This window comes from Streptomyces sp. NPDC008238, from assembly GCF_042956445.1.
Lineage (GTDB): Bacteria > Actinomycetota > Actinomycetes > Streptomycetales > Streptomycetaceae > Actinacidiphila.
In genome coordinates this window covers 164,219-189,951 of the sequence record NZ_JBIBGK010000009.1, presented here as the reverse complement: position 1 = coordinate 189,951, position 25,733 = coordinate 164,219, and the positions used below count along the sequence as shown (strand labels likewise).

The 25,733-nt window shown below is 75.0% G+C and carries 19 protein-coding genes; 7 read left to right on the top strand and 12 right to left on the bottom strand.

Translation table 11 applies throughout. From position 1 onward, the window contains the following. Positions 1 to 153: 153 nt before the first annotated feature. Both ACFZAU_RS20920 and ACFZAU_RS20915 read left to right on the top strand, forming a co-directional pair. A complete protein-coding gene (locus ACFZAU_RS20920) occupies positions 154 to 1,851 on the top strand; it encodes a SpoIIE family protein phosphatase (RefSeq protein ID WP_500553413.1) in 1,698 nt (565 codons plus the stop codon). 191 nt (positions 1,852 to 2,042) lie between these two features. Continuing rightward, positions 2,043 to 2,606 (top strand): hypothetical protein, encoded by a 564-nt coding sequence (locus ACFZAU_RS20915; protein WP_499600341.1) that lies wholly within the window; start codon positions 2,043 to 2,045, stop codon positions 2,604 to 2,606. Between the two features lie 152 nt (positions 2,607 to 2,758). Here ACFZAU_RS20915 and ACFZAU_RS20910 read toward each other — a convergent pair whose 3' ends face one another. Beyond that, positions 2,759 to 3,250 carry an SPW repeat protein gene (locus tag ACFZAU_RS20910; RefSeq protein WP_500553412.1) on the bottom strand — a complete coding sequence of 164 codons (492 nt, stop codon included), beginning with the start codon at positions 3,248 to 3,250 and terminating at the stop codon, positions 2,759 to 2,761. Between the two features lie 327 nt (positions 3,251 to 3,577). On the opposite strand from ACFZAU_RS20910, the gene ACFZAU_RS20905 reads away from it, so the two are divergent. Then, the gene (locus ACFZAU_RS20905; RefSeq protein WP_500553411.1) at positions 3,578 to 6,949 is read left to right on the top strand and encodes a S8 family peptidase; all 3,372 of its coding nucleotides are present in this window, start codon (positions 3,578 to 3,580) and stop codon (positions 6,947 to 6,949) included. Positions 6,950 to 7,016: 67 nt separating this feature from the next. Here the strand turns inward: ACFZAU_RS20905 and ACFZAU_RS20900 are convergent, their stop codons facing one another. The 6 genes from ACFZAU_RS20900 to ACFZAU_RS20875 all read right to left on the bottom strand — a co-directional run bounded on the left by ACFZAU_RS20900 (position 7,017) and on the right by ACFZAU_RS20875 (position 12,760). After that, entirely contained in the window at positions 7,017 to 7,256 is a 240-nt protein-coding gene (locus ACFZAU_RS20900) for a hypothetical protein (protein WP_500553410.1), read from the bottom strand. Between the two features lie 196 nt (positions 7,257 to 7,452). Further along, positions 7,453 to 8,409 (bottom strand): endonuclease/exonuclease/phosphatase family protein, encoded by a 957-nt coding sequence (locus ACFZAU_RS20895; RefSeq protein WP_500553515.1) that lies wholly within the window; start codon positions 8,407 to 8,409, stop codon positions 7,453 to 7,455. Positions 8,410 to 8,446: 37 nt separating this feature from the next. Beyond that, positions 8,447 to 9,538 carry a D-alanyl-D-alanine carboxypeptidase family protein gene (locus ACFZAU_RS20890; protein ID WP_500553409.1) on the bottom strand — a complete coding sequence of 364 codons (1,092 nt, stop codon included), beginning with the start codon at positions 9,536 to 9,538 and terminating at the stop codon, positions 8,447 to 8,449. 172 nt (positions 9,539 to 9,710) lie between these two features. Further along, complete coding sequence (locus ACFZAU_RS20885; RefSeq protein WP_500553408.1) at positions 9,711 to 10,976, bottom strand: ATP-binding protein; 1,266 nt, start codon at positions 10,974 to 10,976, stop codon at positions 9,711 to 9,713. Position 10,977: 1 nt separating this feature from the next. Further along, a complete protein-coding gene (gene cseB, locus ACFZAU_RS20880; RefSeq protein WP_500553407.1) occupies positions 10,978 to 11,742 on the bottom strand; it encodes a two-component system response regulator CseB in 765 nt (254 codons plus the stop codon). A gap of 148 nt (positions 11,743 to 11,890) precedes the next feature. Further along, entirely contained in the window at positions 11,891 to 12,760 is an 870-nt protein-coding gene (locus ACFZAU_RS20875; protein WP_500553406.1) for a DUF3152 domain-containing protein, read from the bottom strand. Between the two features lie 196 nt (positions 12,761 to 12,956). On the opposite strand from ACFZAU_RS20875, the gene ACFZAU_RS20870 reads away from it, so the two are divergent. The 3 genes from ACFZAU_RS20870 to ACFZAU_RS20860 are packed head-to-tail and all read left to right on the top strand — an operon-like array spanning position 12,957 to position 15,915. Further along, a complete protein-coding gene (locus ACFZAU_RS20870; protein WP_500459883.1) occupies positions 12,957 to 13,646 on the top strand; it encodes a response regulator in 690 nt (229 codons plus the stop codon). Continuing rightward, complete coding sequence (locus tag ACFZAU_RS20865; protein WP_500553405.1) at positions 13,643 to 15,328, top strand: sensor histidine kinase; 1,686 nt, start codon at positions 13,643 to 13,645, stop codon at positions 15,326 to 15,328. The genes ACFZAU_RS20870 and ACFZAU_RS20865 overlap by 4 nt, the downstream gene beginning before the upstream one ends. Continuing rightward, positions 15,325 to 15,915: a hypothetical protein gene (locus ACFZAU_RS20860; RefSeq protein ID WP_500553404.1), complete on the top strand. Its 591-nt coding sequence runs from the start codon at positions 15,325 to 15,327 to the stop codon at positions 15,913 to 15,915. Before ACFZAU_RS20865 ends, ACFZAU_RS20860 begins: the two co-directional genes overlap by 4 nt. Before the next feature lie 174 nt (positions 15,916 to 16,089). Here ACFZAU_RS20860 and ACFZAU_RS20855 read toward each other — a convergent pair whose 3' ends face one another. Beyond that, the gene (locus ACFZAU_RS20855; protein ID WP_500553403.1) at positions 16,090 to 16,416 is read right to left on the bottom strand and encodes an XRE family transcriptional regulator; all 327 of its coding nucleotides are present in this window, start codon (positions 16,414 to 16,416) and stop codon (positions 16,090 to 16,092) included. Between the two features lie 507 nt (positions 16,417 to 16,923). Between ACFZAU_RS20855 and ACFZAU_RS20850 the strand changes: the two genes are divergently transcribed. Next, the gene (locus ACFZAU_RS20850) at positions 16,924 to 20,514 is read left to right on the top strand and encodes a S8 family serine peptidase (protein ID WP_500553402.1); all 3,591 of its coding nucleotides are present in this window, start codon (positions 16,924 to 16,926) and stop codon (positions 20,512 to 20,514) included. Positions 20,515 to 20,631: 117 nt separating this feature from the next. Here ACFZAU_RS20850 and ACFZAU_RS20845 read toward each other — a convergent pair whose 3' ends face one another. The 4 genes from ACFZAU_RS20845 to ACFZAU_RS20830 all read right to left on the bottom strand — a co-directional run bounded on the left by ACFZAU_RS20845 (position 20,632) and on the right by ACFZAU_RS20830 (position 25,693). Further along, entirely contained in the window at positions 20,632 to 21,543 is a 912-nt protein-coding gene (locus ACFZAU_RS20845; RefSeq protein ID WP_500553401.1) for an NAD-dependent protein deacetylase, read from the bottom strand. A gap of 122 nt (positions 21,544 to 21,665) precedes the next feature. Further along, a complete protein-coding gene (locus ACFZAU_RS20840) occupies positions 21,666 to 22,454 on the bottom strand; it encodes an alpha/beta fold hydrolase (RefSeq protein ID WP_500553400.1) in 789 nt (262 codons plus the stop codon). Positions 22,455 to 22,533: 79 nt separating this feature from the next. Beyond that, the gene (locus ACFZAU_RS20835) at positions 22,534 to 24,861 is read right to left on the bottom strand and encodes an AAA family ATPase (protein ID WP_500553399.1); all 2,328 of its coding nucleotides are present in this window, start codon (positions 24,859 to 24,861) and stop codon (positions 22,534 to 22,536) included. 79 nt (positions 24,862 to 24,940) lie between these two features. Continuing rightward, positions 24,941 to 25,693, bottom strand: a complete 753-nt coding sequence (locus ACFZAU_RS20830; RefSeq protein WP_500553398.1) for an SDR family NAD(P)-dependent oxidoreductase — start codon at positions 25,691 to 25,693, stop codon at positions 24,941 to 24,943. Positions 25,694 to 25,733 lie beyond the last annotated feature (40 nt).

Genomic DNA, 25,733 nt, shown 5'->3' with positions numbered 1-25,733 from the left:
CACGCCGCCCCGAGGCGTCGTGCCCCGCGTCTCGTCGTGTCGGCCGCGGCCGGGTTCGCTCACGCGGGAGCATGGAGGGGCGGTCGCCGTCCACGGGCACGCCCCGCACGGGCCGGCGCCGCACGGCGAACAGGGACGATCATGGAGGGCGCGGTGTCGGACGGGGCCGACGGGGGCCGGCAGTGGGCCTCCGAACCGGGTTTCTGGCGGCAGGTCGTCGACCATCTGGTGGTGTCGCTGGTCGTCGTCGGCCCGTCCGGGCGCGTCGTCGCGGCCAACCCGGCCGCCGAACGGCTGCTGAACCGTACGGCCGAGGCGATGACCGGCGAGGACTTCCACGACCTCGTGCACCGGCACGCGGACCCCGGGCGCACCGGGGCGCGGTGCGCGTTGCTCGAGGCACTGACCCGCCGCGAAAGCGCGGGCCGCGCGGACGGCGACAGGTACCTGTGCGCCGACGGCAAACTGGTCGAGGTCTCCTGGTCCGCCGCACCGGTGACGGACGGTGACTCGTTCAAGGGCACCGCGGTGGTGTTCGCCGCCCTCTCCGACGACCGCACCGAACGCGCCGAGCACATGCACGCCTTGGAGGACCTGACCGGCCGCCTGACTCTGGTCGCACAGATCACCGCGGTGCTCAGCCAGACCCTGGAGACGGACGAGGCGCTCGCCCGCCTCGGGCGCCTGCTGATCCCGGGCCTGGCCGACTGGGTGGCGGTCGACCTGCTCGTCGGCGACGACGAGACGCACCGGGTGGCGGTGACCGGGCCCGACGGCCGGGACCGCGGGCAGGAGGGCTGGCGCGCCCGTCTCCCCTCCACCGGTGAGTCGCGTTCCGCACTGGTCCAGGCGGTGCGCGGGGCGGTGCCCGTGCTCCACGAGCAGGCCGGGGCGGCGGCACGTCCGGACTCCCCGCTGGCCGCGCTGCACAACGGCTTCCTGCAGTCGGTCGGGGCGGCATCGGCGCTCACCGTGCCGCTGGGCTCGGGAAGGCATGCGACCGGGGCGCTGACCCTGGTCCGCACCGACCCCGCCGTCCCCTTCGGCAACGACGAGCTCCAGCTCGTCGTGGACATCGGGCGCCGGGTCGGCCAGGTGCTGGACAACACTCGCCGGTTCGGCCGCCAGCGGGACGTCGCCGAAGCGATGCAGCGCAACCTGCTCGCCCCGCTGCCCCGGCCCGGACGGCTGCTCATGGCCGCCCGCTACGAGCCCGCGCCCGCCGCTTCCCAGGTCGGCGGCGACTGGTACGACGCGTTCCAGCTCAAGGACGGCGTGACCGCGCTGGTCATCGGCGACGTCGTCGGCCACGACCTGACAGCCGCCGCGGGCATGGCCCAACTCCGCGGAATGCTGCGGTCCCTGGCCTACGACCGCACCGAGCCCCCCAGTGCCATCGTCGACCGCCTCGACGAGGCCATGCTCGCGATCACCACCGTCCCCATGGCCACCCTCGTCCTCGCCCGCGTCGAGGGACCCCGCAACGGCCCCTGGACCCTGCACTGGACGAACGCCGGGCACCCGCCGCCGCTGCTGCTCACGCCGGACGGCCACGGGCGCTACCTCGACGAGGCGCGCGGCCCGCTGCTGGGCGCCCGCGTCGCCACCCGCGACCGCCGGCCCGACGCCGCCACCCCCCTGCCGCCCGGGTCCACGCTCCTGCTCTACACCGACGGTCTCGTCGAACTGCCCGGCGTCGACCTCGACACCGGCCTCAGCCGGCTCCGCCGCAACGCCCTGGCGCTCACCGACGAGCCGCTGGAGGAGTTGTGCGACCAGCTCCTGGCCCGCATGCCGCCCGGCAACGTGGACGACATCGCCCTGCTCGCCCTGCGGCTGCCCCGGTCCTGAGCGCGCCAGGGGACGGCACATCACCCCTTCGGCTACCCAGGGTGCGCACAACGCAACCAAAAGTGATCCTTGCTGTGGGTTCGTCCCTCATGACAGGACAGTCCCCGCCGCGTACGGCGGGGTGGGCGGCACAGGCCGCCCGCGGAGAACCCATACCTGGAGGTGACGTGTTGTACCGAATAACCAGGCCCATGTCATCGGCACAGCGGCGCTTCGGCCTCGTCCGCGTGTGGACGGTCGCCGCGAGCGCGGCACTCGCGTCCTGCTTCGTGACAGGCACGGCGTACGCCGCCCCCGCGGACGGCGGCACCGCGGCGCCGAGCGCCGGGCAGCGGTCCATGCACCCGTGCTACCCGTATCCGACGCTCCCCAACTACTGCCTGAACCGTCCGGGCATCCCCGGCGTCCCGGGACCGCAGGGACCGGCCGGTCCCGCCGGTCCGCCCGGCCCGGCCGGGCCCGCCGGGCCCGCCGGACCTCAGGGCACCCCCGGCGTTCCGGGTGCCTCGGGCGGTCTCGCGGGCGCGAACACCCTGGTGCAGCTCTTCCCCGCCGACGGTCAGGACCACGCGCTGGCCTGCCCCGCCGGGCAGCTTGCCATCGGCGGCGGGTTCAAGGTCGTCACAGCCACGGTCGTGGGCAGCTTCCCGAGCGGGAATCCCTCCACCTCGTGGATCGTCAACGCGGTTCCCGCCGGGGTGGGCACCCCCGGCGTGTACGCGGTCGTCGTCTGCGCGAACAGGGCCACCCCCTGACATGAGCCGGCCGGGCCCGGTGCACCGCACGGTGCGCCGGGCCCGGCCGTTGCCCGGACGTTGCCAGGACGGCGCCGGGTCGCGCGGGCGCAAGGCACCGCGTGACCCGGGCAGTTGTGCCGGTCGGACGCCCAGGGGACCGAAGCGGCCTCCTACACCTTCCCCAGGCCTCCCGTCGAGCGCGACGCGTCGCCGCGACCGCGGCGGAGGCTGTCGGGACGGAGCGTCGCCGCCGCGAGAGCCAGGACCAGCCCGATCACGCCGACGACGACGTTGTTGGTGATGGTGCGGGTGGTGCTGACGTTGCCCGTGACGCACCAGGGCGAGATGATCGTCCACAGGGCGATCACCGCTGCCGCCCAGGCCCTGGAGTGGGTCCGCTCGAAGCCGCGTCCCACGCCTCCCATGAGGAGGGCGTACGCGATTCCGGCGATCAGGTTGTTCACGGCGATCGTCGACAGCGCGTTGAAGCCGAACAGTGAGTTGAAGCCCACGATCCACGGTGAAGCGGCCAGGTAGGTGCCCGTGAGCAGGCCCATGGCCGCGACGGCCTGACCGCGGTTGGTGGCGGTCGCGCGCTCGTAGTCCGCGCGCAGTTCGAGCAGATCGGGGTGCTGCTCGATGCCGGGTTGCGTCCGAGACATACGGACCATCTCCGTTCATTCCGAACATGTCACATAATCCCCATACCCGCACTCGTGCGTCCGAGTCCCGTCGAGCGACGTTCCGGGCCGGACGGTGCGATCCCGAAGGTGCGTGCCCCCGCCGCGGCGGCGGCGGTCCGCCAGGTCCTGGCGTGACGTGCCACGGCGACGCCCTCCGGGCGAACCGGTCACGGGCGAACCCGTCACGGGAGAACGGGAACCCGGCGGCCGGGATCGACAGGTAAGAGGCGACCACGTCAACCGCCCCGCGCGGTGTCCCCCTCCACCCACCGGCCACTTCGCCGTGCCCGGTAAGAAAGGCATGCCTTGACACACCAGAGACGAGCGCCGGCTGCGGCGTTCGCCCCGCTCATCGCCGTCACCGTCGCCACGGCCCTGCTGGCCGGAACGGCCGGCGTCGTGCAGGCCGCGCCGTCCGACGGCGCGGCCCGTACCGGATCGCTTCCAGGGCCCGCACCGGACGCCGGCGCCCCCACCGCGCGGACGGTCACCCTCGTCACCGGCGACAAGGTGAGCCTGGACGGCGCCGGCCAGGTCGTCGGCGTCCGGGCCGCCGAAGGGCGCGAGGGCATCACGTTCCGCGTCTCCCGGGCGGCCGGCGGGCACACCGTCGTGGTGCCGCGCGACGCCGAGCGGCTGATCGCCGACGGCACCGCCGACCCGCAACTCTTCGACGTGACCCGGCTGGTGGGCTTCGGGTACGACGACGCCTCCCGCCCCGACATGCCGCTGATCGTCAGCTACGCCAAGGGCCGCTCCGTCGCGGCGCGCTCGCTGTCGGCCGCCGGCGCCCGGGTCACCCGGGACCTGCCCAGCGTCAACGGCGACGCCCTGCGGGCCCGCAAGTCCGAGGCCGCCGCACTGTGGCGGACGCTCACCGGCAGTGGTGCAGCGCGTTCCGCGGCCGCCGCCACCTCGGCGGACGTCGAGAGGATCTGGCTGGACGGCACGTACGAGGCGAGCCTGGACCGGAGCACGGCCCAGATCGGCGCCCCCGCGGCCTGGGCGGCCGGCTTCGACGGCACCGGTGTCACCGTCGCCGTGCTGGACACCGGGGTGGACGCGACGCACCCGGACCTCCAGGGCCGCGTCGACGCGCAGGAGAACTTCTCCGATGCGCCGGACACCGTCGACCGCGTGGGCCACGGCACGCACGTGGCCTCGACCGTCGCGGGCTCCGGGGCCCGGTCGGGCGGGACGTACAAGGGCGTCGCGCCCGGGGCGCGCATCATCAGCGGCAAGGTCCTCGGCGACAGCGGATCGGGCAGCGCCTCCGGCATCATCGCCGGCATGCAGTGGGCCGTGGACCGCGGTGCAAAGGTCGTCAACCTCAGCCTCGGCATCGACGACTCCTCGGAGACCGATCCGGTCGAGCAGGCCGTGAACGAACTGTCGGCGGAGTCCGGCACCCTGTTCGTCGCCGCCGCGGGCAACAGCGGTCCCGGCGCGGGCACGATCGGTTCGCCGGCCAGCGCCGCCGCCGCGCTCACCGTCGGCGCGGTGGACCGTACGGACGCCGTCGCCGAGTTCTCCGGCCGCGGCCCCACGGCCGACGGCAGCCTGAAGCCCGACCTCACGGCCCCGGGCGTGGACATCGTCGCCGCGCGGGCCGCCGAGGGCACCGAGGGCGAACCGGCGGCCGACGGCTACGTGTCGATGAGCGGCACGTCGATGGCGACCCCCCACGTGGCCGGCGCCGCCGCGATCCTCGCCCAGCAGCACCCGGACTGGGACGGGGAGCGCATCAAGGCCGTCCTGACCGGTTCCGCCGTCGCCGCCCCCGGGCTCTCCGCGTACGCGCAGGGATCGGGCCGCGTGGACGTGCGGCGGGCCATCACCCCGCAGGTGACCGGCAGCCCGCCCTCGCTGGGCTTCGGGACGGCGCGCTGGCCCCACACGGACGACCTGCCCGTCACCAAGGAGATCGTCTACCGCAACGACGGCGACCGTCCGGTGACCCTCGACCTGGCCACCGAGGCCTTCAGTGACGACGGGAAGCCCGCCGCCGAGGGCATGTTCACCGTCTCTCCGGCGCGGCTCACCGTGCCGGCGGGTGGCAGCGCGACCGCGTCCGTGACCGCCGACCCCCGCGCGGGCACCGCCGACGGCGCCTTCGGCGGCTCGGTGACCGCGACGGCCGGGGACACCACCGTGCGGACCGCGTTCGGCGTGCACCGCGAGGTCGAGTCGTACGACCTGACGGTCAGGCACCTGGACCTGCGGGGCGAGCCCACCGGGGACGCCGAGACGGGCGTGTACGGGCTGGACGGCGACATCTGGCGGGACTACGCCGACCCCACGGACGGCGAGTTCACGGTACGGCTGCCCAAGGGCCGCTACACGCTCGAGGGCCGCGTGGCCACCGGAGCCGGTCCCGACGACGGGGAACTGGCCCTGCTGCTGCACCCGAAGTTCACCCTGGACCGGGACACCACCCTCGTCATGGACGCCCGCGAGGCCCGGCCCGTCCGCATCACCGTGCCCGACCGCGCGGCCCGGCACACCGACGCCATGCTCAACTTCGGCGTCGCCGTCGACGGAGCCGGCTACACCGCCACGTACGTCATGCGCGGCTTCGACGACCTGCGCGTCGGACAACTCGGGGCGCCCCTCCCGGCGGACGAGGCGTTCGCGCAGTACAACGGCACGTGGAGCCACGGCCCGGTGAACTACCGGCCGGTCTGGAACCGCACCGGCGACCTCTCCGGATTCACCGCGCAACTGCGGCGCCGGGACTTCGCCGAGCTGGCCGTCACCATCGGGGCACCCGCCCCGGGCAAGACCGGCAGCCTCAGCGCCGCTCCCCTGCTGCCCAACGGCTCGCTGTTCGACTTCTTCCCCGAGGAGGTCGCCCTGCCGCGCACCGTCACCGACTACGTCCTGCCGGGCGTGAAGTGGCAGTACGCCATCAGCCAGTACGGCGCTCCGGGCGCGGACGGCGAACCGCGGTGGGACAGCGGGCAGACCGTCACCCGCGCCAGGGCCTATACCGCGGGCAAGCGGTACGCGCAGCGGTTCAACGTGGGCGTCTTCGGTCCGCACCTCTACGCCGCGGGCGGGGAGGCGACCGGCGCGATCCGTGCCGGCGACGACTTCAGCGCCTACGTGCCGCTGTTCTCCGACGGCGCGGGCCACGCGGGCGTCTCCGACTACACCGCGGCCCGGAGCGCGCTGTACGCCGACGGCACCCCGGTGTTCACCGCCGGCACACCCCTGGACGGTGACACCCACACCCTGCCGCCCGGGCGGCGGGCCTACCGGCTCACCACGGACGTCACGCGCGCCCGGTCGAACTCCGCGGTCAGCACCCGGGTCACCGCGGAGTGGACCTTCCACTCCGCCCACGTGGCGGGGGACGACGTCGCCTGGCTGCCGCTGTCGGCGGTGCGCTTCACGCCCGAGCTGGGGGCGGCCAGCACCGCCAGAGCGGGCAGGGCCTTCACCGTCCCGTTCACCGTCGAGGGCGCGGCCACCGCACGCACCGCGCGCAAGCTGGCGGTCTCCGTGTCGTACGACGAGGGGAGGACCTGGCGGCCCGCCGAGGTCGCCGACCGCGAGCGGCTCGAACTGCGCCACCCCGCCCGCCCGGGCACGGTCTCGCTGCGCGTCGTCCTCACGGACGCGCACGGCAACACGCTGCGGCAGACGATCTACCGCGCCTACCGGACCACCGCGTAGCCCTCCGCCCCGCGTGGGCCCCCGGGCCGTCTGCCGGGGCCCACGCGCCGCCGCGGGCGGCCCGGTCTCACCAGCCCGGCAGCCTGGGCAACTCATCGACGTACGCCGCGTCGCCCGGCTCCGCCTCGGCGATGCGGCTGAGAACGCGCCTGAACTCCTGACGCTCCGCTTCGTCCATCGAGTCCAGTTCCGCCGCGATGTTCTCGAGCCCTTGGGAGGCGATGTCGCGATCGATCTCATCGGGCGACGAATGATCGCGCAGCACGATGGCGGAGAGCACTGCCCTTGCCAGGTGGATTTCGATCACCGATGTCCCTACCTCGCGGGGATGGTCGTGCCGGCCTGGCCGGCCGGCGGTTCGTGACCGTCGTCGGCGGCCGCCTGCGTGGGAAATCCCTGCACCGGCGTCAGCCCCCGTGTCACCGCGGCACCGCCGCCGGAGGGGCGGCGGTGCGGCCGGGCGGGCCGTGGGGTGGCGTCGCGGGCCGTGGGGGGCCGGTTGTTCACAGGCGGAACGAGGCCGCGACCGGGAGATGGTCGCTGCCGGTGGAGGGGAGGGTCCAGGCCGACCGCGGTTGCAGGCCGCGCACCAGGATGTGGTCGATCCGGGCCACGGGGAACGACGCCGGCCAGGTCAGACCGAATCCGGCGCCCGACTCGGCCTGCGCCGAGCGCAGTTGGGACGTGACCTCGGCCAGGGCCCGGTCGTCCGCGGTGCCGTTGAAGTCGCCCATGAGCACGGTGCGGGGCAGGGGTTCGGCGCGCAGGGCGGCGGCCAGGGCGCGCGCCGCGGTGTCCCGCCCGGCCGTGCCGAAGCCGTACAACGGCGTGACCCGGACCGACAGCAGGTGGGCGACGTAGACCGCGACGGGGCCCTTGGGGGTGCGGACGGTGGCGCGCAGCGCGCGCGGCCAGGGCGCGATGTCGACCGTCCGGGCGTCGGCGAGCGGGTAGCGGCTCCACAGGCCGACCGTGCCCTGCACCGACTGGTAGGGGTAGCGGGCGTGCAGCGCCGCACCGTACGCGGTCGCGTTGTCGCCGACCTCCTCGACGGCCACCAGGTCGGCGCCGGAGGCCGCCAGGGCACGGGCGGTGCGCGCCGGGTCCGGGTTCTCCTCGTTGGCGTTGTGCGTCACCACGGTCAGGTCACCGCCCGCCGCCCGTTTGTCGGCCAGCGTGCCGCCGAAGAGGGCGCACCAGACGACGGTGGGCAGCAGTACGGCCACCGCGGCCGTCGCCGAGCGCCGCAGCAGCGCGCACAGCAGCAGGACCGGCACGACCAGCCCGGTCCACGGCAGGAAGGTCTCCAGGAGGCTGCCGAGGTGGCCGGCCGCGTTGGGGACCTGGGCGTGGCCCAGCATCAGCAGCGCGGCCACGGCGGCGACGGCGGCCGGGACGCGGCCGCGCCGCCACGCGCCGGGGCGGCCGCCGGGACGGTCTTCGCCGTCGGGGTCCGGCAGGGCGCCGGGGATGCGCAGGAGGGTGGTCACGGACGGCTCACCTGGCCCCGGTCCGGGCACCGCGGGCCGCGGAGCCGGGGTCGGTCCCCGCCACCCACCGCCGTACGCCCTCCACCAGCGCGTGGCTCGCGCCGAGGGCGGCGTTCAGGCCTTCCTGCGGACTGGTGCCGGAGCGCTGGTGCAGGACCACGCCGAGGGCGAGATGGCCGTGCCCGTCGCGGTCGGGGGCGGTGGCGGCCCACATCAGGGCGCCGCCCGCGGGGGTGCTGGAGCCGGTCTTGAGCCCGATCACACCGGACGTGCCGAGCAGGGTGTTGGTGTTGGCGATCGGCCCGGGCACACCGGGCACCGTGGTGCTGGGGAGGGCGACGACGGCCCGGAAGACCGGGTCGCGCATGACCTGCCGGGCCAGCTTCAGCTGGTCGCCGGAGGTGCTGACGGTCGTGGGCTCGATGCCGCTGGCCCCGGTGTAGGTCGTCCGGTCCATGCCGAGGTCGTCGGCGGCGCGGTTCATCTTGTCGACGAACGCCTCCTGCGTGCCGGCGTCCCAACGGGCCAGCATGCGGGCGACGTTGTTGCCGGAGGGGATCAGCATCAGTTCCAGCAGCCGCCGTTCGCTCAGCCGCTGCTCCTCCCGGAGCGGCACGCTGGACTCCACGCCGGACACCGACTCCTCCGCGGCCTGCCGGTCGACGGTGATCCGGGGGCCGGTCGCCCCGCCGCGCAGCGGGTGGTCGCGCAGGACCACGTAGGCGGTCATCACCTTGGTGACGCTTGCGATCGGCACCGGACGCTGTTCGCCCCTCGTCCCGAGGTCGGCCAGCCCCTCCACCAGGACGCTCGCCTGCCCCTGGGACGGCCAGGGCAGCGGCACGGTCAGGCGCGGAACCGTGCGCCCGCGGTGGTCACCGTCCGTACGGGAGCGCCCGGCCCCGTGGCCGTCGTCCCCCGTGGTGACGACCAGTGCGCCCAGGCCGATCAGGGTGGCCAGGGCGGCGGCCCCGGCCGCGACCGGGACGGGGATCCGCCGCGGCGGACGCGACGCCCCCGGCAGGGGCCGCGGTCCCCCGGACCGCGGCGGCGGGGGACCTGGCGCTTCGTGCTCTCGGGGTTCGGGGACCGGGCGCATGGGCGGGGCACCTCCACGGGTTCACGGCGTGGCTCTCACGCACACCGCCCACCGTGGGGCGCGCCGGTGTCCGGCCGGCCGTCACCGTGTCTCCGTCACCGCTCTACCGGTCATCCGTCGTGTATCGACCCGGGCGCGCCCCGGCCCGGTCGCGCGCGGGCCCGGCGGCAGCTCAGCCGGAGGCCGGCAGCCGCAGCGTGGCGACGGCGCCGCCGTCGGGCGCGTTGGCGAAGGACAGCGACGCGCCGATGACCCGGGCCTGGCCGAGCGCGATGGTCAGCCCGAGGCCGTGGCCCCGCCCCCGCTCCGACACCCCGGTACGGAAGCGCTGGGGCCCGTCCGCGAGCAGTTCGGGCGGGAAGCCAGGACCGTGGTCCCGCACGGTCACGGTGGTGCCCGCCACCGCGACCTCGACGGGCGCGCCGCCGTGCCGGTGGGCGTTGACGACGAGGTTGGCCACGATCCGGTCGACCCGGCGCGGGTCGGTCCTCGCCCGCGCGGCGCCGTCCGGGGTGAACCGGGCCGGCAGTCCGGTGCGGGCCAGCGACTCCCCGACCACCTCGGCCAGCGGGACCGGTCTGGCTTCGGCCCGCTCGGCGCCCGCGTCGAGCCGGGAGATCTCCAGCAGGTCCTCCACCAGGTCCCGCAGCACCCCCACCCGGTCCCGGACCAGGTCGGTGGCCTCCCCCTCGGGCAGCAGCCCGCTCGCGGTGACCAGGCCCATGAGCGGGGTGCGCAGCTCGTGGGCGACGTCGGCGGTGAAGCGCTGCTCGGTCGTCAGCCGCCCGAGGAGGCTGTCGGCCATGGAGTCCACTGTGGCGGAGATCTCCGTGATCTCGTCGCCGCCGCGACGGCCGGGCGGGCCGGCGGCGGTCCGCGCGGCCAGGTCGCCGGCCGCGATGCGGCGGGCGGTCCGCGCCACGCGCCGCAGCCTGCGGTGCGGCAGCTCGGCCGCGAGCAGCGTCAGCGGTACGACGACGGCCAGCGCGGCCAGGGAGTACTTCCACATGTGCCGGTCCAGGGCACGCCGGGTGAGCAGGTCGGGCGTCATGTCCGTCGCGACCGCCACCGGCCGGTCCCGGTACAGCCGCGCCGCCCACATCCGCGGGTGGTCCCCGGGGCTGTCGCCGTCGTACCAGGTGGCGTAGCCGGCGCTCGGTCCCTGGCCGTGCCGCAGCCGGTCGAGCAGCTCGCCGGGCATCGCCTCCGGGACCGTCTCCAGCCCGTCGGGCGGTGTTCCCTCGTCCTTGTACGCGACCACGGCCTGTTCCAGCTGGGCCGCGGCCTTCGCGCCGCCGTCGTTCATCGACCGTGCCAGTGTGCTGCGGTGGACCAGCACTCCGACGGTGAGCGCGATCACGCAGCAGGCCAGGGTGACGAGCAGGGCGATCTTCCAGCGCAGGGAACGCCAGTTGAGCAACTCGCGGACGGTGTCCATGTCAGCGCCGCAACTTGTAGCCGAAGCCGCGGACGGTCTCGATCCGTTCGGCTCCGACCTTCTTCCGCAGCCGCTGCACGCACAGGTCCACCACGCGGCTGTCGCCGTCCCAGCCGTAGTCCCACACGTTGCGCAGCAGGGTGTTCCGGTCCAGCACCACGCCGGGGTTCGCGGCGAACTCCAGGAGCAGCCGCAGTTCGGTGGGCGCGAGCGCGACCGGTGCGCCGGCCCGGGACACCTCGAGGCCCGCGGTGTCGATCGTCAGGTCGCCGAAGACGAGGCGCGCGGGGCTCTCCGTCTGCTCGGGCCGGGCCGCCGGGGCGGACGGGCCGAGGCCGGACGGACCTGCGCCGGTGTCGGGGGTGAAGGTCGCCCGCCGCAGCAGGGAGCGGATCCGGGCCACCAGCACCGCGGTGTCCACGGGCTTGACCACGTAGTCGTCCGCGCCCGCCTCCAGGCCGGAGACCACGTCGAGGGCATCGCCGCGCGCGGACATCATCAGGATCGGGTCCATGCTGGTCTCCCTGACCCGCCGGCACAGCCCGATGCCGTCCAGGCCCGGCAGCATCACGTCCAGCAGGAGCAGGTCATGGCGGCCCTCCCGGAACAGTTCGAGTCCGGTCAGGCCGTCGGCGGCCGAGGTGACGCGGTAGCCGTAGCGCTCCAGCGCCATGGTGACGGCCCTGCGGATCACCTCGTCGTCCTCGACGAGCAGGACGGTCACGGGCGCCGGGGCCGCCGCCCCCTCTGTCACGGAAACCGACATCTCTTCCCATCGGACGCAGGTACAGGGCCTCCATCATGCGCGAGGCGGGTCCCCGCCGGGCATCCGCCGCCGCTCGGCCGCGCATCAACCGTGTATCAGCGGGCGCTGCGCCTCACGACCGCCCCACCGGCATCAGGCGTAACGGGGTTCACGGCACGTGCGGTCCTGTGACGAAGCGGTCGTGCCCGTCGTAGGGCCAGGCGTTGGCGACACAACCGTGCAGGCCCTTGATCTGCTGCATCATCACGGGGGCGAGTTGCCCGGGCCCCGCGCACGTCGTGTGCGTGTAGCCCAGGAAGTGCCCCATCTCGTGGTTGACGATCAGCGCCCGGTAGTCGTGGATCGGCCCCTTGAACGTGGGCGAGCCCTCGGCCCAGCGCTTGAGGTTCACCACGACCCCGCCGGGCACCTCGCAGTTGTACTCGCCCTCGGTGTCCTGGTGGATGCCCGCCCAGCACAGGGCGTCGGCCGTGCCCGGCGTGGCGATGCTCACCGTGAGGTCGTGGGGCTGTCCCGCGCCCACCAACTGGAAGGCGTAGGCCGGGTTGTGGGTCCAGCCGCGGGGCGCGGCGAGGATGCCGGCGATCTCGTCGGCGGCCTGGGGCGGCGAGACGTCGAGGCCGGTCTCGACCTTCACCACGTAGCGCAGCGGCCGCGGGCCGCGCCCGACCTTCACGCCGCCGGCCTGCGCGGTGACGAACGTGCCGCTGCCCGTCGCGGGGACACCGATCCTGGCGGGGGTGGGCTTCTTCGTCGGCTTCTTCGTCGGCTTGGGCTTGGGGGGCGGGGTGGGCGTCGCCGTCGGTGAGGGGGAGTGGGAGGGCGTGACGTGCGCCACGCTCCCCCGGTGCCGCGTCCCGTCCGAGGCCTCGCCGCGCCCGCCGTCGAGGAAGAACGCGACGGAGCCCAGCAGTCCGGCGACCGCCAGCGTGACGACCAGATAGCGCCGGCTCCGGCGGCGCGGACGGCGCCTGCGGCCCGAGGTGCGGTGGCGGCCGGCGCGGTGGGATGCATCCATGGCAGCTCAAAGTGGCCATCCGAAATGATCGCCATGAGCTCGCTGGATCACGAAACGGTAACGCACGCCTGCCGGAAGACCTCTCCGCCGGCGACGGAGCCGCCCCCGCGCCCCGGGTATGACCCTTCTGTAACAGCTCCCACGAGGGGCCCTTTCCCGGGACGGCCGCCGATCGCGATCTGCTTACACTGGCGAAGTGCCACGAGTCCTGATTGTCGAAGACGACCCAGATGTCCGTAAGGCCGTCCAGTTGGGGCTGCGACACCAGGGGCACGACGTCTTCGCCGCCGGAACGGGTGAGGAGGGACTGGAGCAGCTCCGCCCCTTCCACCCGGACGTCGTCGTGCTCGACCTGATGCTGCCGGGAATCTCCGGTCTCGACGTGTGCAGGCGCATACGGGAACGCGACCAGGTGCCGATCATCATGGTCACCGCCAAGGGCGACGACATCGACGTGGTCGTGGGCCTGGAGGCCGGGGCGGACGACTACGTCGTCAAGCCGGTGCAGGCCCGCGTGCTCGACGCGCGCATACGGGCCGTGCTGCGCCGGCAGGACGCGTCGGTCTCCGACTCCGTGCGGCCCCGGGCGGAGTCGCACGGGGAGCTGGCCATCGACCGGGCCGGCCTCGTGGTGACGCACCGCGGCGAGACCGTCGCGCTCGCCCCCTCCGAACTCCGGCTGCTGCTGACCCTCTCGGCCTCGCCCGGACAGGTCTTCAGCCGCCAGCAGCTCCTCGAAGCCGTCTGGGAGCACAGCTACTACGGCGACATACGGCTCGTGGACGCCTGCGTGAAGCGGCTGCGCGGCAAGCTCGGCGAACTGGGCGGCGCACCCCGGTACATCCAGACCGTGCGCGGCTTCGGCTACCGCTTCGGTACCGCGTGAGCCGCCGGGGACCGGCACGGGCGCGACGGGACGCCCGGGAGCACGGGAGCGCCGCGGCCCACGACGCCACGGGCTCCGCCCGTACGGGCTCCGCCGGCATGCCGTACGACGCCAAAGGCTCCGCCCCCACGGCCCACGACGCCCCGGCCGGGCGTCGCGGCCGGCGGCGGTTCCACCAGGCGGCACTGGAGAAGGTGCCGCTGCCACTGCGGGGGCTGCGCTCCCGACTGGTGGTGGCCTTCGTCCTGGTGACCATGGCCGGCGCCCTGAGCACCGGGGCCGTCGCCTTCCGGGAGGCGCGCACGGGGGTGCTGCAGCAGAGCCAGGACGCCGTCATCCGGCAGTTCCGGGCCGGTGTGAACGAGGCGGCCCTCAACATCCCCCTCCGGCCGGGCCAGTCGGACCTGGATGCGGCGGTGAACCATGTGCAGCGCGCGAACCAGTCCCAGCAGTGGCGGGTCATGGCGACCTACGGCGACCTGCGCGCCTGGGCGGTGGGCGCCCAGTTCGACATGCTCAGCCCCGAACTGCGCCGTTCGGTGGCGACCAAGCGCGCCGCCGTGTTCCAGCGGGTGAACGCCGACGGGCGCCCCTGGCTCGTCGTCGGCCTGCCGGTCACCTACGACAGCGGCGAGGCCAAGGAGCCCACGCTGTCCGGGCTCGTGATGTACCTGGCCGTGCCGCAGGACACCGAACAGGCCTACGTCGAGGCGATGGTCAGCGCCATCGAGCACGCCACCCTGGTCGCCCTGGGCCTCGCCGTCGTCCTGGCACTGCTGGCCGCGAGCGGAGTGCTCCGTCCCGTACGGGCGCTGCGCGGCGCGACGCGCCGGATGGCCGAAGGGCACCTCGACGTCCGGCTGGCCGTCACCGGGACCGACGAACTCGCCGACCTCTCCCAGTCCTTCAACCACACGGCGGCGGCGCTGGAACGGTCGGTCGCGGAGCTGCGCCGCATGGAGGCCCAGGCCCGCCGCTTCGTCGCGGACGTCTCCCACGAACTGCGCACCCCGCTCGCGGCGATGTCGGCGGTCACGGACGTCCTGGACGAGAACGCGCTGCGCCTGGACCGGGAGACCGGCGAGGCGCTGCGGCTCGTCAGCGAGGGGACGAGCCGGCTGAGCGTGCTGGTGAACGACCTGATGGAGATCTCCCGCTTCGACGCGGGCGCGGCCGAACTCAACGTGGACGAGATCGACCTGGCCGACTTCGTCCAGCACACCCTGGCCGCCCGGGGATGGCAGGGCGGGGTGGAGACCCACCTGCCCCCGCCCGGCACGCTCCGGGCCCGGGTGGATCCGCGCCGGCTCGACGTGGTGCTCGCCAACCTCGTCGGCAACGCGCTGCGGCACGGGGAGCCGCCGGTGCGGCTGACGGTGGGCGTGCGCGAGGATCCCGCGGGCGTGCCGTGGGCCGTCATCGAGGTCGCCGACAACGGACCGGGGATCGCCGAGGAAGCCATGCCGCACATCTTCGAACGCTTCTACAAGGCCAGCAGCTCACGCACCAGGAGCGAGAGCAGCGGGCTGGGCCTGGCCATCACCGCGGAGAACGTGCGCCTGCACGGCGGCCGCGTGAGCGCCGCCAACCTGCTGTGGGGCGGCGCGGCGTTCACGGTCGAGCTCCCCCTGCACGGCGCCCCCGGCGACCCCGCGGCCGACGACGACGCGGGTGCCCGGTGAGGCGGGCGCGCCTGTGGGCGCTCACGACCGGGCTCGCGGCGGCGCTCGCGCTGACGGCCTGCGGGGTCCCCCCGTCCGGGGTCATCGAGGCCGGCGAACCGGCGAGCGGCATGTACTCCCCCGTCCCGCAGAACGCGAAGCCGGTCCTCGTCTCCCTGTACTTCCTCGAGGACGGCAAGCCGAGGGCCTTCGTCCGCAAGGCGACCACCCCCTGGGACGTCGAGGCCGCCGTCCGCATGCTGTTCGGCGGACCGAGCCCCGACGAGGCCACGCAGGTCACCACGGAGCTGCCCCGCCTGAAGGACGGGCTGCAGGTGAAGACCGGCAGCGACGGCGTCTACGTGCAACTCCCCAAGGGCCTGCCCCCGTTCAGCCGCCGGGCCATGATGCAGCTGGCCTGCACGGTGTCCGGCGTGGGCGGGCCGTTCACCGCGTCCCGCTCGACGGACGCCGCCGGCGGCGCCGTCGGCGGCGCTGGCGAGCCCCCCTCCGACGCCCGCCCCGACGCCACAGTCCACGTCCTCGGCGACGGCTGGACCAAGACCCAGACAGCCGGCCCCTCGTGCCCCGCCCCGGCCGGGCAGTGACCACCGGGCGCCGGCCTACGACGGGGCCGAGGTCAGCCCGGCCCCTGCTCCCGTGATCCGGCACGGCCACGGGCGCCGCACCGTCCACGGCTGATGCGCGTCGGTCCGTCGGCGTCACCGGCATTCCGCTCGCCGTGACGCGGCGCCGTGTGACCCCGTGGACGTGACGGCACGTCAGTCAGCCGTGGCCGACCGGTGGTCACGGGCGATCGCTACCAGGTGCGCCGGCGCCAGCTGCTCCAGGGTGAGCCGGCTCGCGACGGCGACGAGTTCGCCGATCTCGGTCGCGACCCGGTAGGGGGCGGAGCGGCCGGGTGCCGGGGCGTCGGGCAGGCCCGCGATCACTCGCAGGTCGGCCACCGGCATCTCCGGCACGGGGCTGATGTCCTCGGTGATGCCGATCGTCGACCCGGCGCGTCCCGACGCCTGGGCGACGGCCTCGGGGGTCAGGCGTCGATGGTTCATCAGGCCTCGCAACACGTCGGCGAACCGTCCCTTCATCCCCGCAGGTTACGTCCCCGCGAGCCGGATGGCCACGGCTGAGAGGAACGAACAGTGTGATCCGGCACTCGACATCGCATCCTTGGCTCCGCGCGAGGCCGCGGCGATGCCGTGCCCCACGGTCGACCCGGCGCCGCGGCAGGTCGTACGGCACTTGGGCGGTCGGAACCGCACTCGACCGACCGCCACCCGGGCGGGGCGAGCACGAGGGCGGGCCACACGGTTCACAATGAACGGGCACCACTCTTCACAGCGAATTCATCCGTGCATATGATCACCCAGCCCAGGTGACGCCACCCCGCAACGGCCGGCGCCCTGGACGGCAGAGGACGGTCTCGTCCCCTGCCCGGACCCATCGCAGGGACACCGTTGAGATCACACGTCAAACGCTGGAGTGTGCCGGTCATCGCCGCCGCTTCGGCTCTCGCGCTCACCAGCCCGATCGGGGCTGAGGCAGTCACCCCCGTCGGCACCCCGGCTCCCCCGCCGGCGTCCACGGCGGACCATGTGCCCGCGGGGAACCACACCGTCACACTGATCACCGGCGACGTCGTGACGACCGGTCAGGCCGCCCGGGGCGGCGGCGGTTCCGGCGGTACCGTCACCGTCCGCGGGGCCGACGGGCTGCCGGCCCGGACGCGTATCGTGACGGCGGGGGACGACCTGTACGTCTATCCGGAGTCCGTGCTGCCCTTCCTGGCGCAGGGCACCCTCGACCGGCAACTGTTCAACGTCACCGGCCTGATCGCCGACGGTTACGACGACGCGCACCGCGACCGGCTGCCGCTGATCGTCTCCTACACCGAGCCCGGCGCCGCGCGCCGCGCGTCCGCCGTCCCCGAGGGCGCGCGCCGGGTGCGGAACCTCGACAGCATCCAGGGCGCCGCCCTCACCGCCGACCGCTCCCGCGCGGACGACTTCTGGGAGTCCGTCGCCGGGAAGGCGGCCGGCGACGGCGCCCGGGCGCGGAACACCCGGCCGTCCTTCGCCGGCGGCATAGCGCACATCTGGCTCGACGCCCCCGTCCACGCCGACCTCGCCGACAGCACCGCGCAGATCGGCGCCCCGCAGGTCTGGCAGGGCGGTGACACCGGGCAGGGCGTGGACGTCGCCGTCCTCGACACCGGCGTCGACGCGAGCCACCCGGACCTGGCGGACCGCATCGCGAACCGGCAGAGCTTCGTACCGGACGAGACCACCGACGACTACGCCGGACACGGCACCCACGTCGCGTCGATCATCGCCGGCACCGGTGCCGCTTCCGGCGGCAAGGAGAAGGGCGTCGCGCCGGGCGCCGGGCTGCACATCGGCAAGGTGCTCGACAAGTACGGCAGCGGACAGATCTCCTACGCCCTGGCCGGCATGGAGTGGGCGGCCGTCGACCAGCACGCCAGGATCGTCAACATGAGCCTCGGTGCCGGGGTGTCCGACGGCACCGACCCGATGAGCCTCGCCGTGGACCGGCTGACCGCCCAGACCGGCGCGCTGTTCGTGGTCGCCGCGGGCAACTCGGGTGCTCAGGGCAGCGTCGCGACACCCGGTACGGCCGCTTCGGCGCTGACCGTGGGTGCGGTCGACGCCACCGACGCGCTGGCCCCGTTCTCGAGCAGGGGCCCTCGTGTCGACGGCGCGCTGAAGCCGGAGATCACCGCCCCCGGCGTCGACATCCTGGCGGCCAACTCCCGGTTCGACGGCAACGACCAGGGCGCCTACCAGTCGATGAGCGGCACCTCCATGGCCACCCCGCACGTCGCGGGCGCCGCCGCCCTGCTCGCCGCGGCCCACCCGCAGCTCACCGGCCCGCAGTTGAAGGACCTGCTGGCCAGCAGTTCGCGGCGGACCCCGGCGTACGACGCCTTCGAGGCGGGGAGCGGCCGGCTGGACGTCGCCGCGGCGGCACAGGCCGAGGTCTTCGCCTCCGCGACCGCCTACGCGACCGCTTCCGCCGCGCAGGACGAGGGCGGCACCGTCCGGCGCCCGGTGACGTACACCAACACCACCGGCACACCGGTCGCGCTCGCGCTGTCCGTCGAGGCGCCGCAGGCTCCGGCCGGCATGTTCCGCCTGTCGGCGTCCGACGTCGTGGTCCCGGCACACGGTACCGCCGAGGTCACGCTGACGATCGACGGTTCCGCGGGCACCGCCAGGACCCACTACTCGGGCCAGGTGCTCGCGACGGACACCGCCGGCAGGGCCGTGGCGCACACCGCCCTCTCCCTCGGCTCCGCCACGATGCACCAGCTGACCCTCACCTTCAAGGACTCCGCGGGCAACCCGACGTCCGGCGACGTCTGGCTGCTGAGGGCCGGCCACGACGACCCCGAGATCATCGGTGTCGGGCCCTCCGGCACCGCGGAGTTGCTCCTGCCCGACGACGTGTACTCGGTGCTCTCCTACCAGGAGGTCGAGGGCGTCCACGGTCCCCATTCCCGGGGCCTGGCCCTGCTCGGCGACCCCGACGTCCTGCTGGACCGCGACACCACGGTCACGTTCGACGCCACCAAGGCCAAGCGCATCACGATGACCACCCCTCAGCGCAGCGACGTGACGTTCCAGAAGCTGGGCTACAACCGCGTCATGAACGGCGTCCGGTCCGGTCTGGCCGCCGACGGGCTGTACTACGACAGCATCTGGGCGCAGCCCACCACCCACAAGGTGACCCACGGCGACTTCGCCCTGACCGCCCGTTGGCGGGCCGAGAAGCCGGCGCTGGCCGTCGCCACGCGCACGACCGACTTCACGGGCATCCTGCGCCAGGAGGGCATCACCCCGCTGCCCGCGGGCACCCACAAGCTGCCCCTGGTCTTCGCGGGCCAGGGGTCGGCCACGGACTTCGCCCACCTCGACGCGCGCGGCAAGGCCGTCGTCGTCCGGCACAACGACGACGTCAGCGACTGGGACCAGGCCGCCAACGCGGTCGCCGCCGGCGCGAAGCTCATGCTCGTCGTGGAGAACGGGTACGGCCGGCCGCTGCGCTCCTACGCGCCCCCCGGCGAGCAGGCCGTGGCACTCGACGTCGGCCTCCTCGGCACCGAGGAGGGCGAGACGCTGATCCGGCAGGCCGCGGACGGCGGAACCGGGATCACCGTCGGGTCCGAGACCGCGAGCCCCTACGTCTACGACCTCGCGCACGTCTGGCACAACGAGATCCCCTCGACGATGACGGTCAAGGGCGACACCAAGGACCTGGCCCGGATCGACGTCACCTTCGCGAGCCCGAAGCACGACGTCCTCGGCAGCGAGTTCCGCTACGAGTGGCTCGACGGCGTCGACTGGTCCTCCGGCCCCCTCATGCCGGAGCCCGCGTACGGGAAGCGCACCGACTGGGTCTCCACGAGCGGCGTCCGCTGGCACCAGCAGGCGTACGTCCCGTACCTGGGCTTCGAGGAGGGCGCCAGGGCCGCCTATCGGGCGGGCAGCAGGCAGTCGGAGGAGTGGTTCAAGCCGGTCCAGCGCCCCTTCCTGAACGACACCTTCTTCAACAACCTCCCGCCCACCCGCCGCGGCGACCACCTGTACGCCGACATCCCCGCCTGGGGCGGCGGCGACCACGTCGGATGGAACCAGGACCCGGCCGGCACCCAGCGGCAGTCCCTGTACCAGGGCGGCACGGAGCTGGGCGAGGGCGGCGCCACCGACGTATGGGGCGACGCCCCCAGTTCCCGCAGGCTGCCCTACCGGCTGGTCGTCACCGGTGATCGCGACGTGACCTACACGCCGTACTCGTCGCGCACGCGCACCGAGTGGGACTTCGTCTCCGAGGCGGCGACCGACGGCGTCACCGTGGTGCTGCCGCTGGTGCAGCTCGACTACGGGATCGCCACGGACGCGGCGGGCCGCGCCGGGCGGCACGACACCTTTTCCGTCACCGCCGCCCACCTGCAGCGCGCGGGCCTGGCCGGCAGGATCGGCGCGGTGGGGCTCGAGTTGTCGTACGACGACGGCCGGACCTGGCACAAGGCCGACCGCGGCGGCGACGGACGGTTCCGCCTCGACGCCCCGCGCACGGCGTCCTTCGTCTCGCTGCGGGCGAACGCCGGGGACTCGGCGGGCAACTCCGTGCACCAGACGGTGATCCGGGCCTTCGGCCTGCGCTGAGGCGCACGCCCACCGGACCCGCGGCACATGCGGCCGGTCCGTCCGCGGTGGTCGACCCCCGCGGCCGGACCGGCCTCGTGCGCACTCATGCGACGGCAGGCCGGGACCCCGTGACCGTCACCCGATCGCCGGGGCCGCCTCCTGGCCGTCGAGGGGTACGTCCAGCCGGCCGGCCACGGCGGTCAGGGCCGGTCCGAGCGGGAGCGCGACCCGGGTGAGGGCGTGCCGGTCGCCCCGGGTCGCGTCGCGGTTGACGATCAGCACCGGCTTCCCGGCCTCGGCGGCCTGACGGACGAACCGCAGCCCCGACATCACCGTCAGCGAGGACCCGAGGACCAGCAACGCGGCCGCCCCGCGGACCAGTTCGCGGCACTGCTCGACCCGCGCGGGCGGTACGGCCTCGCCGAAGAACACCACGTCGGGCTTGAGGACCCCGCCGCAGACCACGCAGGGCACGACGTGGAAGTCCCCGACCTGGTCGTCGGTGAGGTCGGCGTCACCGTCCGGGTTGATCCCCGCGGCCACCGGCGCGAAGCCCGCGTTGGCCTCCTCCAGCCGCCGCGCGAGTTCGGCGCGCGGGCTGAGCGCGCCGCAGGTGAGGCAGACGACCCGGGCCAGGCTTCCGTGGAGTTCCACCACGTCCTCGCTGCCGGCGGCCTGGTGCAGGCCGTCGACGTTCTGGGTGATCACCCCCGAGAGCAGGCCGTGCCGCGCGAACGCGGCCACCGCCCGGTGTCCGGCGTTGGGACGCGCGCGGCCGAAGGTGCGCCAGCCCAGGTGGCTGCGCGCCCAGTACCGCCGCCGGGCCGGGGCGCCGCCGACGAAGTCCTGGTAGGTCATCGGGGTGTGCCGGCTCAGGCTCCCGCCCTCCCCCCGGTAGTCGGGGATGCCCGACTCCGTGGAGATGCCCGCCCCGGTGAGGACGAGTACGCCGCCGCCGCCCAGCGCGTCCGCGACCGGCCCCACGTCCGTGGTACCCGGCGGCAGGTCCTCGGTCGGGGTCCAGCTCAAAGTGGGGCGCATGCGCATGCCGCAAGGGTACGCAACGGCGTACCCCGCCCCACTTCCCCGGCCGCGGACCGCACCGCCGGGGCGGACCGCGCCGCCGCCGCACCGCCGCCGCCTCACCGCGCCGCCTCACCGCCGCCGCCTCACGTCAGGAGGCGGGCGACCTCCGCGGGGTGGGCGAGGTGCGGGAAGTGGCCGCTGCCGGGCAGCACGGTGATCGTGACGTCCGGCAGGGCGCCGGAGAGCCACGCGCGGTACTCCGGGTCGGGCTCGGCGCCCGCGACATAGTGGTACGGGGTGCCCCGGGCGGCGATGCGCTCCAGCCGGGCGGCGTTGCGCTCGTCGAGCGTCACGGGCGGGGTGGTCAGCAGCTCGTCCCAGTACGTCAGCAGCAGCTCCGGCGCGGGAACCGCGTCGGGCCGGGCGAGGGCCCGTGCCTCGGGCGGCAGGCCGTCGATGCCCATGCGGCCGAGCAGGCCGTTCCAAATGGCGTCGTGGCCGGGGCCGCGCAGCACCTCGGCGTTGCGCTGCAGCATCTCCGCGAAGCCCCCGACACGCAGCGGCTGGTCGATGTTGACGACACCGCTCGCCGGGTGGGCCGCGGCGTACGCGGTGGCGATGGCGCCGCCGAGGGAGTGCCCCACCACGACGGGCCGGGTCAGGCCCGCCTCGGTGACGGCCCGGTGCACCACGCCGGCGACGTCGTCCAGCCCGTGCCGGTCCAGCGGCGGCGACTGTCCGTGCCCCGGCAGGTCCACGACGAGGACGCCGCGCGCCGGGTCGAGGGCCCTCAGCTCCCGCAGCAGCGGGCCCCATCGGTGCCGGTCGTAGCTCAGCCCGTGCAGCAGGACGAGCGGCGGCCGCCCGTCCGGCTCGCCGTGGCGCTCCGCCCGCAGACCCGCGTACGTCGAGGGTGCTCCGCCGGTGCTCATGTGGGGTGTCCTTCCTGTGGTGCGTGCCGTACACCCAGGAGGCGTGACACCGCAGGGAACGATCGGTTCGTGACGGCCGTCACAGCCGCCAGCGGCCGGGACCGCCGGGGGCGGGCTGGTAGCGCATGACGCGGCCGGTGCGCAGGGACGCCCGCAGATGGGCGCCGGCGAGCGGGGCGGCGGCCTCGATGCGCCGGACGGTCCCCCACAGCGCCTTCGTGGCGCCGACCCGGGCCCGCTCCGCCTCGTTGCCGTGGGCGCGGGGGCGGCCGCCCAGACCGGCGGAGCGCCGTAGTTCCGCGAGGAGCGCTCCGCGCTCGGCCTGTACGGCCGCGGCGGCGTCGACGTCCCCGGCGCGGTCGGCCGCGTCGAGCCGCTCGTCGAGCACGGCGAGCCGCCGGCGGTAGGCGGCGCGGGCCGTGTCGTCCAGCAGCGGCTCGGCGGGCGGGGCAGCCAGCCCGGAGCCGCCCGCCACGAGGTCGAGGGCGGGGATCTCCGCACCGGGCGCGGCCAGCAGCGAGCGGAGGTAGCGGGGGCCGCGCCCGTCGGGGACGAGGGCCGATTCACCGCCGGCCTCCAGCCGCCAGTCCCGCCCGTCGAGCACCCAGTGCCACGGGCCGACGTCCGCTGCCGCCCCGGACGCGGCCGTCGCCGGGGACGCGGCGGAGGCCCGCGGGGTGCGGAGCAACCCGTCCATGCCCAGGCGCTCGGCGATCGACCGGGCCTCCGCCCGGTCCTGCGCCGCCCGCTCCCGGTCCCCGGCGGCGTCCCGCCGGCTCAGGACGTCCGCCCGCGCCGCCAGGGTCCACGCGAGCCAGGGCAGGGCACCAAGACGGCGGGACAGCTCCGCGGCCGTGTCGAAGTGGCCGAGAGCGGCCCCGGGCCTGTCGAGGCGTGCCGCCAGCCGGCCCAGGTAGTCGTCGACGGGACCGGTGATCGTGTTGGCCCCGCCCCACACGACCAGCCGTCCCCGGTGGGGCAGCAGCGCCTCGTACAAGGCCCCGGCGGCCGCCGGGCTCCCGGTGCGCGCGGCGACGGCCGCGAGGTCGGCCAGCGCGCCGGTCCAGCGCGGCCCGGTGCCGGCGAGGACCGCGGGCAGCAGCCGTTCGAGTTCCAGACCGGCTTCCACGTCGCGCCCCGACTCCAGCATCGCCCGCGCCGCCGTGGCCTCGAAGAAGTGCCCGGGCAGCCGGCGCGCCATCCGCTGCCAGGGTTCGACGGGGGCTTCGGCGCGCCCGCGTACGACGGCCACCTGGTGGCGCACCGAACCGGCCAGCCGCTCGGTGTCGCCCACGCCCGCCCTGCGCCCGGCCACGAGGACCTCGCCGGCGAGCGCCTCGGCCTCGTCGAACCGGCCGCGGACGGTGGCGAGCATCGCCTGCCGGGCGAGTGCCACCACGCGGGCGTCGGTCTGCCCGGCCTCTTCCGCGGCCCGCGCGTACACGCCGAGCGCCGCCTCGGCCGCCGCCAGGTCGCCGGTCTCGGCGAGCGCCACGAAACGCCAGAACAGGCCGCGGCTCTCGGCCGCCGCGTCGCCCGCCCGGCGGGCCCGCACGACGATCTCCTCGGCGGTGGCGAGGCGTTCGGCGGTGGCGGCCGGATCCCACAGCGCGTGCAGCCGGCTGTCGAGGACCTCGGCGACGGTCCCCGGGTCACCGGACGCGCGGGCCAGGCCGAGCGCGGTGTCCGCCAGGTCGCGGCGGCGCGCCACGGCTGTGGTGTCGGCGAGCAGTTCGCGGGCGAGGCGGGCCAGTACGCGGGCGCGGACGGCCGGGGCGAGCGGCCGCTCGGCGGCCGCCTCCAGCAAGCGGACGAGCCCGAGGTCGAGTTCGAGGAACTGGGCCCGTGAGGGGGCGACCAGCGCCAGGTGCGCCACCGGGTCGGCGCCGTCGTCCAGCCCCCTCAGCCGCGCGGCCAGCGACAACGCGGGGCCGGGAAGCCCGCCGGAGACCAGCCACAGGGCGTGCACGGCGTCGGTCGGCAGACCCGGCACGAGCGCCGCGAACTCCGCCCCCGGCAGTCCGCCCAGCCGCAGCTCCGTCCCGTGCCCGGTGAACTCCCGCGCGGCGGCCAGGATCGCCCGCGGCCCCGGGGGCGGGCCGGCACCGGGGGCCTCCTCCGCCGAGCCGTCACCGGTGCCGGTGCCGGTGCCGGCGTCGGCCAGGAGGAGGACGGGCTCACCCGGCCGTCGGGGCGCCGCCGCCGCAGGCCCGGTCGGCGCGCGGTCCCCGGTCCGTTCGACCCGGATGCCGCGCCGGGCGGCCAGCTCCGCCGCGGCGGCCAGCAGCGCGGTCTTGCCCACCCCCGGCGGCCCGGTGACGACCAGGCGCTCGCCGGCCCCCGCTCGCAGCCGGTCGAGGAGGGCCCCGATCGCTGAAAGCTCCTGGTCACGGCCGATGAGGGACACGCCCCAGCCTAACCGGGGCCGTGGCTGCGGCGGCGAGGCGACGGCGGATGCCCGCGGGTCCCGGGGCGGTCCGGCCCTGTCAGACCTGTACGGTGCCGCCGTCGACGAAGAGTTCCGTGCCCGTGACGAAACGGCTCTGGTCGGAGGCGAGGAAGAGGACCACGTCCGCGACGTCGTCCGGGTCGCCGATGCGGCCGAGCGGGATCCGGGAGACCAGGAACTCCTTCAGCCGCCGGCCCTCCTCCGTGCCCGCCGCGAGGGCCGCGTCGAGCTGGGCCGTGGCGATCGTGCCGGGGCTGACGGCGTTGACGCGGATGCGCCGCCCCTTCAGCTCGTTGGCCCAGGTGCGGGCGAGGGAGCGGATCGCCGCCTTCGTGGCCGAGTAGACGCCGAAGCCCTCGGGCCCCTCGACCGTCCAGATCGAGGCCGTGAGGATGACCGACGCACCGTCGTTCAAGAGCGGCAGGGCCTTCTGCACCGTGAGCACCGTGCCCTTGACGTTCACCCCCAGGACGAGGTCGAGGTGCTCCTCCGTGATCTCGGCGAGTGGCGCCCGTTCCCCCACCCCGGCGTTCGCGAACAGCACGTCGACGCGCCGGCCGTCCGCGGCGACGCGCTCGTAGAGGCGGTCCAGGTCGCCCGGGGCGGCGACGTCGCCCCGCACGCCGGTCGCTCCGGTCCCGAGGGACGCGACCGCGGCGGCGAGCTCCTTCTGCCGGCGGCCGGTGACGTAGACGTGGGCGCCCTCGTCGGCGAGACGGCGGGCGGAGGCCAGGCCGATCCCCGCCGAGCCGCCGGTCACCACCGCCGTCCTCCCGTCGAGCTGCCCCATCACGTCCTCCTGCTCCGGGCTGCCGTCGGCACCATGGGCA

Coding starts and splice junctions, on each gene's coding strand:
- ACFZAU_RS20915 (WP_499600341.1), top strand. CDS start 2,043: ATGTCATCGGCACAGCGGCGCTTCGGCCTCGTCCGCGTGTGGACGGTC.
- ACFZAU_RS20910 (WP_500553412.1), bottom strand. CDS start 3,250: ATGTCTCGGACGCAACCCGGCATCGAGCAGCACCCCGATCTGCTCGAA.
- ACFZAU_RS20890 (WP_500553409.1), bottom strand. CDS start 9,538: ATGCGCCCGGTCCCCGAACCCCGAGAGCACGAAGCGCCAGGTCCCCCG.
- ACFZAU_RS20885 (WP_500553408.1), bottom strand. CDS start 10,976: ATGGACACCGTCCGCGAGTTGCTCAACTGGCGTTCCCTGCGCTGGAAG.
- cseB (WP_500553407.1), bottom strand. CDS start 11,742: ATGTCGGTTTCCGTGACAGAGGGGGCGGCGGCCCCGGCGCCCGTGACC.
- ACFZAU_RS20875 (WP_500553406.1), bottom strand. CDS start 12,760: ATGGATGCATCCCACCGCGCCGGCCGCCACCGCACCTCGGGCCGCAGG.
- ACFZAU_RS20855 (WP_500553403.1), bottom strand. CDS start 16,416: ATGAAGGGACGGTTCGCCGACGTGTTGCGAGGCCTGATGAACCATCGA.
- ACFZAU_RS20845 (WP_500553401.1), bottom strand. CDS start 21,543: ATGCGCATGCGCCCCACTTTGAGCTGGACCCCGACCGAGGACCTGCCG.
- ACFZAU_RS20840 (WP_500553400.1), bottom strand. CDS start 22,454: ATGAGCACCGGCGGAGCACCCTCGACGTACGCGGGTCTGCGGGCGGAG.
- ACFZAU_RS20830 (WP_500553398.1), bottom strand. CDS start 25,693: ATGGGGCAGCTCGACGGGAGGACGGCGGTGGTGACCGGCGGCTCGGCG.